This window comes from Paenibacillus gorillae, assembly GCF_000513275.1.
Taxonomy (GTDB): domain Bacteria; phylum Bacillota; class Bacilli; order Paenibacillales; family Paenibacillaceae; genus Pristimantibacillus; species Pristimantibacillus gorillae.
The window spans coordinates 1-12,467 of the sequence record NZ_CBVJ010000045.1 but is presented as its reverse complement, the minus strand read 5'-3'; the positions used below and the strand labels follow the sequence as shown (position 1 = coordinate 12,467).

General features: G+C 45.4%; 13 protein-coding genes and 1 pseudogene. 6 read left to right on the top strand and 8 right to left on the bottom strand.

What is annotated here, in order from left to right; translation table 11 throughout:
* The first annotated feature begins 70 nt into the window (after positions 1-70).
* A complete protein-coding gene (locus TY10_RS08230; protein WP_162160586.1) occupies positions 71-961 on the top strand; it encodes a DMT family transporter in 891 nt (296 codons plus the stop codon).
* Positions 962-1,051: 90 nt separating this feature from the next.
* On the opposite strand, the gene TY10_RS08225 is transcribed toward TY10_RS08230, so the two are convergent.
* The 6 genes from TY10_RS08225 to TY10_RS08200 form a co-directional block, all read right to left on the bottom strand.
* Positions 1,052-1,495, bottom strand: a complete 444-nt coding sequence (locus TY10_RS08225; RefSeq protein WP_042162456.1) for a hypothetical protein — start codon at positions 1,493-1,495, stop codon at positions 1,052-1,054.
* Between the two features lie 230 nt (positions 1,496-1,725).
* Positions 1,726-2,517, bottom strand: a complete 792-nt coding sequence (locus TY10_RS08220; RefSeq protein ID WP_042162455.1) for an energy-coupling factor transporter transmembrane component T family protein — start codon at positions 2,515-2,517, stop codon at positions 1,726-1,728.
* Positions 2,518-2,526: 9 nt separating this feature from the next.
* On the bottom strand, positions 2,527-3,405 hold the full coding sequence (locus tag TY10_RS08215) for an ATP-binding cassette domain-containing protein (RefSeq protein WP_052350436.1): 879 nt from the start codon (positions 3,403-3,405) through the stop codon (positions 2,527-2,529).
* On the bottom strand, positions 3,390-4,229 hold the full coding sequence (locus tag TY10_RS08210) for an ATP-binding cassette domain-containing protein (protein ID WP_042162452.1): 840 nt from the start codon (positions 4,227-4,229) through the stop codon (positions 3,390-3,392). Before TY10_RS08210 ends, TY10_RS08215 begins: the two co-directional genes overlap by 16 nt.
* Before the next feature lie 2 nt (positions 4,230-4,231).
* Entirely contained in the window at positions 4,232-4,744 is a 513-nt protein-coding gene (locus TY10_RS08205; RefSeq protein WP_042162449.1) for a CD3072 family TudS-related putative desulfidase, read from the bottom strand.
* The gene (locus tag TY10_RS08200) at positions 4,731-5,312 is read right to left on the bottom strand and encodes a CD3073 family putative ECF transporter S component (protein ID WP_042162447.1); all 582 of its coding nucleotides are present in this window, start codon (positions 5,310-5,312) and stop codon (positions 4,731-4,733) included. Before TY10_RS08200 ends, TY10_RS08205 begins: the two co-directional genes overlap by 14 nt.
* A gap of 525 nt (positions 5,313-5,837) precedes the next feature.
* Between TY10_RS08200 and TY10_RS08195 the strand changes: the two are divergent.
* From TY10_RS08195 to TY10_RS08185, 3 genes and pseudogenes are all read left to right on the top strand, one after another.
* Positions 5,838-6,288: pseudogene (locus TY10_RS08195) on the top strand (MarR family winged helix-turn-helix transcriptional regulator).
* 40 nt (positions 6,289-6,328) lie between these two features.
* Entirely contained in the window at positions 6,329-6,802 is a 474-nt protein-coding gene (locus tag TY10_RS08190) for a GNAT family N-acetyltransferase (RefSeq protein WP_042162445.1), read from the top strand.
* A gap of 39 nt (positions 6,803-6,841) precedes the next feature.
* A complete protein-coding gene (locus TY10_RS08185) occupies positions 6,842-7,363 on the top strand; it encodes a GNAT family N-acetyltransferase (RefSeq protein ID WP_042162443.1) in 522 nt (173 codons plus the stop codon).
* 80 nt (positions 7,364-7,443) lie between these two features.
* On the opposite strand, the gene TY10_RS08180 is transcribed toward TY10_RS08185, so the two are convergent.
* Complete coding sequence (locus TY10_RS08180; RefSeq protein WP_238327510.1) at positions 7,444-10,431, bottom strand: hybrid sensor histidine kinase/response regulator; 2,988 nt, start codon at positions 10,429-10,431, stop codon at positions 7,444-7,446.
* Between the two features lie 323 nt (positions 10,432-10,754).
* Here TY10_RS08180 and TY10_RS08175 point away from each other — a divergent pair, with 323 nt between their 5' ends.
* Positions 10,755-11,039, top strand: coding sequence for a hypothetical protein (locus tag TY10_RS08175; protein ID WP_052350435.1), 285 nt, complete (start codon positions 10,755-10,757; stop codon positions 11,037-11,039).
* 77 nt (positions 11,040-11,116) lie between these two features.
* On the opposite strand, the gene TY10_RS08170 is transcribed toward TY10_RS08175, so the two are convergent.
* Positions 11,117-11,605, bottom strand: coding sequence for a DinB family protein (locus tag TY10_RS08170; protein ID WP_042162438.1), 489 nt, complete (start codon positions 11,603-11,605; stop codon positions 11,117-11,119).
* Positions 11,606-11,809: 204 nt separating this feature from the next.
* Between TY10_RS08170 and TY10_RS08165 the strand changes: the two genes are divergently transcribed.
* A partial coding sequence (locus tag TY10_RS08165) for a phosphatase PAP2 family protein (protein ID WP_042162437.1) occupies positions 11,810-12,467 on the top strand: 658 nt, incomplete at its 3' end.

The window sequence follows — 12,467 nt, the reverse complement described above, 5'->3', positions numbered from 1 at the left end:
CAATGAATGAGCAGCCTGTCCGGTTGTGAATTTATTACAAGATGTTTGGATCGCTAAGGGGATGTGTGCAATGAAGAACATAGCATTAGGTCTACTCTTTACTCTATTATGGTCATCTGCGGCAATTGCAATTAAGCTGGGGCTGCATGCGACGACACCGCTGCTGCTGGCTAATATCCGCTTTCTGATAGCAGGCGCATTGCTGTTTATTTACGTTTATTGTGTGAAGCGGTCTTATCGTATGCCGCGACGGGAGGAATGGCGGCCGCTCATTATTTTGGGAACACTCAATACAACGATCTACTTAGGGGCAACAAGTCTGGCATTGGATAAAGTGTCCGCTGGCTTGTTCAATTTGTTCGTTACGGTAAATCCTTTCCTGGTTGCTTTGCTTTCTTCGGTCTGGCTAAAGCGACAAATAACAGGAAAAGAGTGGATTGGCATGCTTGTGGCGGCCATTGGCTTGTTCATTGCTACTTGGCCAGCTCTTGCCGACAGTCATTTTCAGTTGACGGGGATTATGCTTGTGGCTGCTGGCATGACGGCGATGGCGCTGGGGAGTGTATATTTTAAAAAAGCCAATTTAGAACTTCCCGGCCTTGTCATTAATACATGGCAGCTTGTAATCGGCGGCGTGCTTTCTTTGCCAGTGACCTACTTCTTCGAGCGAGACAAGTATGTTCTGCACTTTGATTACTACTTGGCAGGGTCGCTATTCTGGCTCGTTTTCATTATATCAATCGCTACAATGCTGCTCTGGTTCTACTTGCTCAAGCAAGATGCGGTCAGAGCGAACAACTGGCTGTTTATGACTCCAATATTCGGTTTTATGCTCTCGGCAGCTATTTTGAACGAAGCAGTTACAACATACGATTGGATAGCGACTGCCTTTGTGGTGACAGGGCTGCTGGTCTCGGGTAATATTGCTGTAAAACGGGTTGGAATACAGAAGGTGCAATAGTGATCGGCCGCTTTATACAAATCTCTTAAATAAACGAAAAAAACGCCATCACGGCGCTTTTTTTTTCGTAGAACATTCAGTGGCCAATGCTTAGCAGCCAGGGCTAGCTGCAACAGCGTTAACTTGTTTGAAGCTGATGAATACAATGGATCCAGGTTGGAAGAGGTGGTTGCGGTCGGAGCTGCCACCGGATCTGCCGCCAGATCTGTGATTTTCGACAATTGTCATTTCAAAGCCGTCGCCGTCAACGCTGATAATGCGACCGCGAATGACGAATTTGTCAAGAACGACCGTAACGATTGTGCTGGCTTTAGCCCAGCCTCTCAGACGTTGTCTAAGGGAAGGTCCAAAGAATGGATCATTGGACTCTTCGTTCCGGTTAGAGTTGCGATTGTAGTTGCCATTGTTGTTGCAGCCGCTGTACCCGCCAACACTTCCGCCATAGCCCGAGATTTTAACTTTGCCTTTAGCTGCAACTTTTGCAGGTGCGTTTTTAACGATGGATGCATAGTTTTTTACTGTCAGTTTCTTCATTCATTAATCAACCCTTTCAATTAGTATAAGATATTCTATGAACCTCTCAGAGAAATGGTATAGACTGATAGCTTTATAGATTTGCGGAGTTTGAATGATAGAAACAAGCAAAGTAGAGGCAATGAATGCAGATTAGAAGAAGTTCGGGCCACAGAGGTTTTCAGTGGAGCGGAGGACTCAAACCGTAAAAAAAAAGAGAGATCAGACGAACCTGATCTCTCTTCTTATTGTTACACGATAAAAACGAGCAATAGATTAATGACCGAGAAAGTCAAAATGGAATAATCGCGGCGGTGCATCTGATAGAGCCGGATCGGTGTACGTCCTTCATCACCTTGGTAGCAGCGGGATTCCATCGCTACGGCGAGCTCTTTGGCCCGCAGAATAGACAGTACAAATAGCGGCATCAACATTGGGAATACCCCGCGAAAGCGTGATGAAATTCCTTTGCGGTGAAAGCCGCCGCCTCGCGCCATTTGAGCCTTGCGGATTTTATCCACTTCTTCAATTAGAATGGGCAGAAACCGCAGAGCAATCGTGAACATCATGACCATTTCATGGACGGGGAGACGCAGTTTTTTGAACGGCTTCAAAATCATTTCCAGTCCTTCAGCCAGAATAATGGGCGAGGTGGTGCGGACGACCAAGGATAAGAGCAGAACAATGCCGGCAATTTGCTCACACATGAGGATTCCATCGAGGGCTCCCTGCTCGGAATAGGTTAAGGCTCCAAGGTGAACCAAGGTATCTCCAGGATTCGTCATGAGCATCGACCGGTAGATCATCGTCGAAATAAAGAAGATCGTTAAGCTCAGCAGCGTGAATACAAGTGCTCGCCATGACAGCTTGGCAATCCACCAAAGCGCGATCAATAGTACAATCTGAGCGGTCTTTAGTATCAAGCTGTGGTTCAGCAGCAGGCTTGCAGCAAATATGAGGCTTACCGTAATCTTCATTCGCGGGTCCCATTGTTCCAGCCACGAATTTTGTTTTTGAAACAAAAGAAAGCTGTTATTTGCCATAATCATTCCTCATTTAGCTATTATTTCGTGCTGGTTCAGCGCAGCTGCAATGATAGCAGCGGCTTCCTCCGGCGATAACTTGGTGTTGCCGGCCGACAATCCCAGCTGCCCAAGCAACCGAGACACAACCAATGCAGATGGTTCCTCCCAACCGAAGGCTTCCAGCAATACCGGGTCGGAAAGAGCTGCTTCAGGCGAGCCGTCTGCAATAAAGACGCCGTTCTGTAAAGCAAGCAGCCTAGATGCATGACTAACGATTTCGTCGAGCTGATGGCTCACCCAGATAATCGTCAGTCCTTGATTCTTGTTCATATGATGCAGAAGCTCGAACAAAGCCGTCCGGGATGGAAGATCGAGGCCTGCGGTCGGTTCATCCAGAATGAGCAGCTTTGGTTCCAGCACCACGACGCCTGCAATTGCTACCCGTCTTTTCTCCCCGCCGCTTAGTTCAAACGGACTGCGGTCTTTGAATACCTCATAATCCAGTTCGACGGATTCCATCGCTTTGCGAACTCTCTGTTCGACGATTTCTCCAGGCAGCTTGGCGCTTTGCAGCCCAAATGCAATATCATCAAATACGGTAGTCGCAAATAATTGATGTTCCGGATATTGGAAAATAAAGCCGACCTGATCGAATAACTCTGGGCGCTTGGAGGTGTTGGGATCAACACCATCCAGTAATACGCTGCCTGTTGTCGGAGAGAGAAAGCCTTTGAGCAGCTGTAGAAAAGTAGATTTTCCGGAACCGGACTTCCCTGCAACTGCCAGCATTTCACCGCTATGAATCGTAAGATTCAATTGCTTCAGAACGGTTGGCGCTAGAGTAGCAGCTTTTTTCTTTTTCTTCTTCTCATAAATGAAGGAGACGCCGCTCAGTTGAATCTGCATAACAAATCCCTCAATTCTTCTATCCCTAGAGAAGCAGGGACAGAAATTCCTTTAGCTTGCAACGCAAGCGCAAGGGCATGATAATAAGGCAATTCCAATCCGCATTCCGCCAAGAGAGCTTCATCATTCAGAAACTGAGCCGGCGGGCCGTCAAGATGGATGCGGCCGTTACGGAACAGAACCCAGCGATCCGCTTCCAGAACCTCTTCGAGATGATGGGTAATATAAATGAGAGCAAAAGGGTGCCGTTTACGCGCTTCATGCAGCGTAGCAACAAATTGCTTTCTGGCCAAAGGGTCAAGCATGGATGTGGCTTCGTCTAGGATTAAATATTTCGGTGACAAGGCCAGCACAGCTGCCAGAGCAAGCTTTTGCTTTTCACCGCCAGAGAGACGAGTTACAGGACGATCTACGTCAGCATCAAGACCTACAAGGTCGATAGCCCAAGCTATGCGCTCCTGCATTTGCTGCTGCGGATACCCGATATTCGATAGGCCAAAAGCGATATCCTCGCCAACTGTCATCCCAACCTGCTGATTCTCCGGATTCTGAAACACGATCTGCACAGCCCGGCGGATTAACGGAAGACTCGGAGAATGATGAGTGAATTTCCCTTCCACCTGAACCGTACCTTCAGATGGAATTTCAATTCCGTTAAGCAAACGGGTAAAAGATGATTTGCCAGATCCATTGCGTCCAAGCAAAGCTACAAATTCATTGGCTTCAATGCTAGCCGTTACTTGGTGAAGCACGCGGGAAGTGTGCTGTGTATCCTCTTCGTCCTCATCCGTGTAAGAGAAGGAGGCGTTGCGAATATCAAGCATGACTACTTCACCGCCTCATTTTCTTTCTCGGCAGACGCAGATACCGGACCAAATACGCTTTTCGGATGATTGGGGTCGAATTTGCCGGTTTTTGTATTCGGAATTTGCCAGAAGAAATCAATATTTACGCCAAGCTCAGCCGCAAGCTGAATAACGTCCTGCATAAATACGCCCTTACCCGGGTCGCATGAAGGGCTGTCTTGGATGCCCAGCCCCCCGACGATTTCATAACCGTGATCCTGATACACTTTAAGCTGCTCCATATACGGGAGTAATATTTTACGATTATGGGCATGGAATTCCGGTGTATTATATTCCTCAACGGTCATAGGCGGACGCTCAGGGCCAAGAAAAGTAAACTCGGGGCATGGAAGCTGGAATACGCCGTACCCTTGCTTGTAGGACCAGTCAACTGCCGCTTTCATGATGCCTGGGCTACGAGCTTCGCCATCTACGACGGCGTTCTGATTAATAACGCAGTGTGAGACGACTACGAGCTGCTTACTGCGCTTCAATGGACGGCGCCTTCTTTTTGTTCGACTTTTTAATTAGAGATTGCGGCAGGTTTTTAATAATAAAGAATACCAGAATAGCTGATAAAATTTTATCGACCAGGTTTTCAGCCAAACGAGGCAGGAATGCTGAAGTGAAGAGGCTGCTGCCAGCTTGTTTGAGCCACAGGATGGCAACGTCATGCGCTCCGCCTGTTAAGCCGCCGAACAGTCCGATGGCAATAATCGTACCGATTGACGGGCAAAGGACAGCTAGAATGGCTCCCGAAGTAAGAGCTGTAGAGAGGCGATAGCCTTTTTTTCTAGCCAATAGACCGACAACCAGACCAACAACGGCATTAACAAGCCCAAATGGAATGGCTGTATAGCCCGATGTTACACCTAGAACCAGATTGGTAACGACACCGACTAGAATTCCCCATACCGGGCCGAACAGTGCGGCGGTGAAAAACGTTCCTACCGTATCGAGGAATAGGAATGGAATTTTTAAGCTGCCCACAATCGTACCGGCAATAACGTTAATAGCTACTGCCAGCGCACTGATTGTGATGATTTGAGTTTTTTTGTTCATCTCGTTTTCTCCTTAAGTTCGATTGTGAAAAATACATACTGCTGATGGAGCTCATGTCTTGCAAATTACGGGTAAAACTCAACTATTGTGAAATCCCTGAATGAATCGGTCTCCTCCTTTGTACATAACGAGATGTTTTCTAAACTGTGCAGAAAAGAAGGGACAGCGAAACATCTACAGACGATTCAAATTCAATTTCCACTAAATCCATTGGTTTAGTAAATTTTATTCTAGTGAAATTTCTGCATCTGTCAAGATAAATAATTGATAGACTGAATTTCGAGTGGTCTACGAACATGCTAATGCAGCATATGCGCGGGTTTGAGCGTCTTTTCTTTCCAGAAAGTGCTATAAGAGGGCTTGCTTCCGTTGGAAAAAGGGATGGTTTTTCACTGTTCTTTCTATGGCAGATTTATTGATGAATAAGAATCATGCGTTTTGCAGCCGTTCTTTTTAATGCTGTAATTGACTATTTCATAGTGAATATATTATATTGTAAATGCAACAAAAACTGGAGGTCGTTTTATGAAAGAAATTCTTCGTGAAATCGGTATGATTGCTAGAGCATTCGATTCCATCAGCAATATCGAATTTAAAGAGCTGGATCTGACGAAAGGTCAATACTTATACCTTGTACGGATCTGTGAGGAGCCGGGAATTATACAGGAAAAGCTCGCGGAAATGATCAAAGTTGATCGTACGACCGCAGCCCGTGCAATCAGCAAACTTGAGATGCAGGGCTTCATTGAGAAAAAATGGATGAGGAAAATAAAAAAACAAAAAGCTGTATCCGTCAGAGAAGGGGAAGGAAGCTTATTTTTTTTTAAAACGGGAGGCAGATTATTCAGATCAGGTGGCGTTAGCCGGTCTCTCCAACAAAGATAAAGAAGCACTTCACAAATTGCTTCATAAGGTAAGAACCAATATAGAGGGCGATTGGGAATTTGTTAAAAAAGGCGGTAAAAGAAATTATTAACGTTGCCTCACGAGAACGAATTGCTTAAGGAGTGAACAGAGTGGAACAACTTACTTTACAAATAGTAGATGCGTACAATGAAGATTTACGGGGTTTGATAGCTAAGCTGGATAATTACTTATACGCTCTATATCCCTCAGATGAGGTTCATGGCTTAGAGCTGGAACAAGCTGAGGAAGACGGTGTTGTATTTGTCGTTGCGTATTCGGGGCATATTGCTGTCGGATGCGGGGCGTTTCGTCCGCTTGATGAAAGGTCTTGTGAGCTGAAACGGATTTTTGTTGATCCTTCCTATAGAAACAAAGGCATCGCCTCACGTATTTTAACGTTGTTAGAGCAGAAGATTCTGCAGGCCGGGTATCATTCTATTCTTCTGGAAACAGGATTGATGCAGCCGGAGTCCATAGCGCTGTACAAAAGGTTTGGCTTTGTCGAAATCGAACGTTTCGGACCCTATATTGATTGTGAAAGCAGCTACTGTATGGGCAAGACCGTATCCTCGCATCTTGTGTAAGAAGAAATACAGGTATGAAGGGCGGGAAGTACATTAGATATGGAACATTGGCATCAAGGATTAACCATACGTCAGCTTGGTCATAATGAAGTTCCGTTCATTTACGAGCTGATGCTGGGCGTCATATCGAGGCTGCCGGATGCTGCCATGTTCGCCTCTGATAATGAAGCTTATTTCCATAAAGTCATCCAACTCAACGGAGAAATTTACGGAGCTTATGAGGAAGAGAAGTTACGAGCGTATTCGGTACTAGCATATGCTGGAGCGACAGAGAGCAATATTGGAAAAGAATTTGGCGTGCCGGAAGAAGAGCTGACACGAGTGTGGACCCTTGATTCCACGATCGTACACGAGTCTGTTCGCGGCCGCGGCTTGCAGCGCTATTTCAATCAGTTGCGTGAAGAGCGTGCCAAGGCATTAGGCGGTTTATATCTCTATTCAACGGTTCACCCGGAAAATACAGCGAGTATTCGCAATTTGGAGGCTGCACAGCTCGAACTGCAATTTTCAAGACCGATGTATGGCGGCTTGCTGCGTCATTGTTATGCGAAAAAGCTGTAGCAATTGAACCTTTGAATTTGCTTGAAAAAAACCTGATTTCCTCATATGGAAATCAGGTTTATTCAATATTTATGCAGAAGCTAACCTTCTACAGGAATTAGGAAGGATACGGTCGTACCTTTCCCAAGCGTACTTTCAATGGAAAGACCCTTTCCATACAACTGAATTAATCGGCGGTGAGTGTTGGCTAGTCCGATGCCGCCTGTTCTCTTCATAGCAGGCTCCAATAGAGAAGAGAGAATGGCCGGATTCATACCTTGTCCATTGTCCTGCACTTCAATGAGGACCGAACTGCTCTGTAAGGCAACCCGGATTTGGATCGTGCCGCCTACATGGCGAGTGAGCAGCCCATGCTTAACCGCATTTTCTACAATCGGTTGAATCGATAGAGGCGGGATAAGAATGTTAATGTCAGGATCAACCTTCCAGATGACGGACAACCGCTCTTCGAAGCGTGTTTGCTCAATATGCAAATAAGCTTCCACAAGCTCTAATTCATGGGACAACTCCACCTGCTTTCCTGTATTCAGAAAGTCGAAGCTGATCCTCAGGAAGGAAGAAAACGCATGGATCAGATCCTCAAGCTTCTTCTTATCTTGATGTATGAGTGCCGTTATGGAATTCAGGGTGTTGAACAGAAAATGCGGGTGAATCTGTGCCTGTAAATAAGCCGCTTCCAGGCGCAAACGTTCATTCATCGATTGCTTCATCGCCGTTAAGGCGTGAATACGGTATTTGAGCTCCAGTGCATCTACCGGTTTCGTGACGTAATCATTTGCACCTGACATAAATCCGGTGTACCTGTCCTCCGGCTGGCTGCGTGCAGTTAACAGCAATATCGGGAGCTCAGATAAGGAGTAGCTCTTCCGCACCTTTTGCGTTAATTCATATCCCGACATATGGGGCATCATCACGTCAGCAATTAGCAGATCCCATTTCTTTTTATCCACCAAATCAAGTGCTTCTAGCGCAGAACTTACAGCCGTAATGGAATAGGATCCATTGGACAAAATCCCCTTGAGAACGTTCAGATTAACTGGATCGTCATCGACCACCAGAATGTTCACCTTGCTGTCCGTTAACAGAGGAGGGAGCTCTTCATAAATAACAGTCCGGCTCGTGTCATGCTTGATTAAAGTCCACTCTGTCATCCGGCTCATCTGCTCATTGGCCGCCGCAATGAACGGGGATGGCTCTATTATTGTTGCCTGCAGATCTGCTGCCTCGGCAAGCGGTAAATGAAAGCTGAACACGGACCCTTTGCCAAGCTCCGATTGAATAGACAAACTGCCTCCATGCAGTTCGACTAATTGCTTGCAAATGCTGAGGCCTAGTCCGATGCCGCGTCCGTCTTGCTGGCCGTTCGGGCCTTGTTCGTAAGGGAGGAATACCCGCTCCATCGTTTCTTGTGCCATGCCAATTCCGGTATCAGTCACATGGATAAAGACCGCGCCGTCCCGTTCCTCGGCTGAAACGGTAATTACTCCTTTTTCCGTGTATTTTAGCGCATTATGTACGAGATTATATACAATTTGAACCAGTCTTTTCTCATCAGCAAGGACAGGAGGCAGAGCTTCCGGAATAGCCATGTTCAACCGTATCGGCTTGCCCTCGGTCATATAATTAAGCATGCTGATGACGCCAGGGACAACCGATTGAATAGCGATAGGCTCCCGCTGCAGAGTAATGCGATGCTCCTGAAGACGGGCGACATCCAGCAAATCGCCAAGCATCCGGGACATCCTGTGGCTGATTGTAATGAGCAGTTCCATATCCTCGCGGCTGCTCTCGTACAGTCTGCCTTCTTCTTTGGTCACCACATTTTGCGCGATATTCATGATCCCGTGCAGCGGCGTGCGCAGCTCGTGAGACGTATTAGCTAGAAACTGATCTTTAAGCTTGTCTGCTTTTTTTAATTTCTTAGTTAAATCCATAATTTTCTTGACGTTGCGAAAATATTTTTTGAACCAGTACGCCGAGAAGCCGACGATGGCAGCGATAATATCGAGCGGATAATAGACGAGTATAAACTGTCCATTATAATTCCAGAAGCTCCATAGCAGATTTGAGATAATAGCCGCTCCGGACAGGAGCAGAAAGACAATATCTTTATCCTCCTGTTTCTTAAACAATAGTCGCCCTAAGCTGTAAATCAACCAGATGAAGGGGATATACTGAAACGCTTGAACGATCCCCAAATGATTGAATTTACTTATTAGGGAAGCAGGGGAGATCAGAATAAAGATGGTATAAACATAAAGGCATCCTACATACAGGCGTACCCCGTAGCCAGATTTCACGCTTGTCGTGAATTTACGGAAAACAAGCAGAATAAATAAATTTTGCCATAAGAAGGCAATCAAACGGATTTTCAAAGACCAAGTATAATTAATCGGCAATAACGTCAGCAGCAGACTATCATTCCTCGCCATCAGAATGACAGCTACCGAAATCGTCATTAGCCCAACCAAAAATAAAGCACGCTCTTTGGTATTGAATAGGTAAAGAATGCAGGCATAAAGCCCATGCAGCAGCAAAATAATGATGGCAATCATTTGAGTGCTGATGTTATAAAAGTAGCTCTGCTCAACAGCTTCCTGAGAGCCGACAAAAATAGGGCCGGCGATGCCGCCCTTATGCGGTTGATCATAGTTTGCTGCGTGAATTAGCACTTCAATTACTGTCGTGTCTTTAGCAAAGTAAGACGCGGTATACGAAGTAGTCTTTGGTGTATACGTTTCAGCATTTTGGGATACCGTGCCGTTCGCAGGCATCGGCGTTCCGTTAATTTCGACAACCGAAGCAGACTGAATTTTATTTAGCCATAGCGAAATAGGCTGTTGAAGCGGGTCGACTAGTATTTGTAACCGGTACGTTCCATAACCATATGAAGAGCTGCTGTCCGTTCCTAATGCAGCACTCCAGTCCCCGGGAACTTGAAGCGGAACAGCAGAGTCAGGCATCGATAACAGATCGTTGTAAGAGATCAATTGAGAAGGATAGAAGCTCCATTCACCATTGGTTCTGAATAGATGGGACTCCTCTAGATTGCGGTCCCGCAAATCCATGACACCATTAACAACAGGAACAGGCTCTGATTGTGAAAATAGGTTTTGCCATATGAAGCGCAAACCAAGTAAAACGCTGATAAAGAGCAGTATAATGATGATTTTATGTATAGCAGGATTAAGTTTCATACTGGTATCATATCAAAATCCAGTTTTGTTTTCTAACCTATTTCGTTCTTCAGACTGATAGGGAGGGGGATTTATCCCGGCCGTTCTACCCCTGTTCTAGCGAAGGCTATGGCCTTCCATGTCAAGAGTACAGGCCGCATGTTACTTCTGTGAATAGAATATGTTGTATTCAAAAACGGAAGGAGATTGTTATTTTGAAACGTAACGGTTACTATAATGTGGGCAATGAAATGAATGAGGCTGGTTTTTGTCCGGACTGTCCAACGCAGACGATTTACGATCCTCCAGTCGTTCAATATGAGGATTATTACCATCCGCAGCTAGTGAATGTCGTGCAAAACATCGAAACGATCAAGCAGCATCACTGTTGTCCGGTATACAAACACTACTACACGCATAGCGAAAAAAATGTGATGGTTTCGAGCCGGAGAGGCGGCAAGCGTGCGAAAGCATCGTCCAAGAAACGCTCTAAAAAATAGTCTTTAAAATGAAAGCATGACCCGTTAGAATGTACACTTCTGCAATGGAGTGTTCATCCTGCGGGTCATTCGTTTGTTTACTTAAGTGAAATGATTTGTTCAGTATGCCGCTGTTCATGCAGATATAGCAGTTCGATCCATTGATCTAAGGGCAAATCGCCGAAGCGGGGATGATTGACAGCTATTTCTTTTAAAACGGAGGGATCTTCGATCTCATCAATGAGTGTGATCAATTTAATTCTGGAGTTGTTCAATTGTTCAACCATTTGAGGCACTTGGAAGGGACCCGGATCAGGCTGTGAAACTTTAGGTGCTTCATATTTCACAGACATATCGATTACAATATCTACGTTTTTTCTTTCGGTTGGAGAGAGAAGCTTATGCTTCAGCCCATACATAATGGCTTTTCTGAATAGCGTCTCTGTCAGCCATAAATGATGACAAACCTGAGCAATGCTCCATTTGTCCGGTTCAATTGCACGATTAAACACGTCATCATCCAGAGATGATATCTCTTGCAGCAATCTCCCTCTAGCCGCAGCTAAATGTGATTTAACCTCATTCATTCAATCCCCTCCATGAAATGGAAAATGTCTCCATCATTATAATTCAGGATGCTTGAACTGTGTAAAGTAAATTATATTCTGTGAGACGGATGAAGATGAATCGCGACTTTACTTCTGTTTTTAAATAGGGAGCGTATATGCTATTCTATTTTAATAAGATTTTGTAAATTGGTTTGGGAAAATGCAAGGTACAGGGAGAGGTTTATGAATCTGAAGTCCATCTTTACAGGATCATTTATTATTAGTCTGATTGGAGTCATCGGCTTTGCTTTAATTGCCATGTTAATTGGTAAAAACAATATCGAATGGTTTGACAGCCGGGTAATTACATTTGTCCAACAGTGGGAGAGTCCTTGGCTGACGCCGATTATGAAAGGATTATCCTTGATTGGAGCAGGCACGTTAAATGTAATCCTTACTATTCTCATCATGATCATGCTCTATTTTGTATTTAAGCATCGCTGGGAGCTGCTTTTTTTTATTGGGGTTATTGCCGGCTCCGCTTTGCTCAATGTTATGCTGAAGGCGATTTTTCATCGTGACCGTCCTACACTCCATCGCCTTGCGGATGCAACGGGGTATAGCTTTCCGAGCGGACACTCGATGGCCGCTTTTGCCCTATATGGCGTGTTATGTTTTCTGTTATGGAAACACGCCCGTACTGCGTTGAAGCGGACTTTGCTCATCATTGCCGGCACCGTTATGATCCTGGCGATTGGGATTAGCCGGATTTATCTAGGGGTACATTATCCAAGCGATGTGATCGGCGGTTATTTGGCTAGTGGCACATGGCTCGCTGTTACCATTTGGTTTTACCAGAGATGGCTGGAAAGGCGAAGCCAGAGAGAAGGAATACTTGTTC

Coding starts and splice junctions, on each gene's coding strand:
- TY10_RS08230 (WP_162160586.1), top strand. CDS start 71: ATGAAGAACATAGCATTAGGTCTACTCTTTACTCTATTATGGTCATCT.
- TY10_RS08225 (WP_042162456.1), bottom strand. CDS start 1,495: ATGAAGAAACTGACAGTAAAAAACTATGCATCCATCGTTAAAAACGCA.
- TY10_RS08220 (WP_042162455.1), bottom strand. CDS start 2,517: ATGGCAAATAACAGCTTTCTTTTGTTTCAAAAACAAAATTCGTGGCTG.
- TY10_RS08215 (WP_052350436.1), bottom strand. CDS start 3,405: ATGCAGATTCAACTGAGCGGCGTCTCCTTCATTTATGAGAAGAAGAAA.
- TY10_RS08210 (WP_042162452.1), bottom strand. CDS start 4,229: ATGCTTGATATTCGCAACGCCTCCTTCTCTTACACGGATGAGGACGAA.
- TY10_RS08200 (WP_042162447.1), bottom strand. CDS start 5,312: ATGAACAAAAAAACTCAAATCATCACAATCAGTGCGCTGGCAGTAGCT.
- TY10_RS08185 (WP_042162443.1), top strand. CDS start 6,842: ATGGAACATTGGCATCAAGGATTAACCATACGTCAGCTTGGTCATAAT.
- TY10_RS08180 (WP_238327510.1), bottom strand. CDS start 10,431: ATGGATTTGCGGGACCGCAATCTAGAGGAGTCCCATCTATTCAGAACC.
- TY10_RS08170 (WP_042162438.1), bottom strand. CDS start 11,605: ATGAATGAGGTTAAATCACATTTAGCTGCGGCTAGAGGGAGATTGCTG.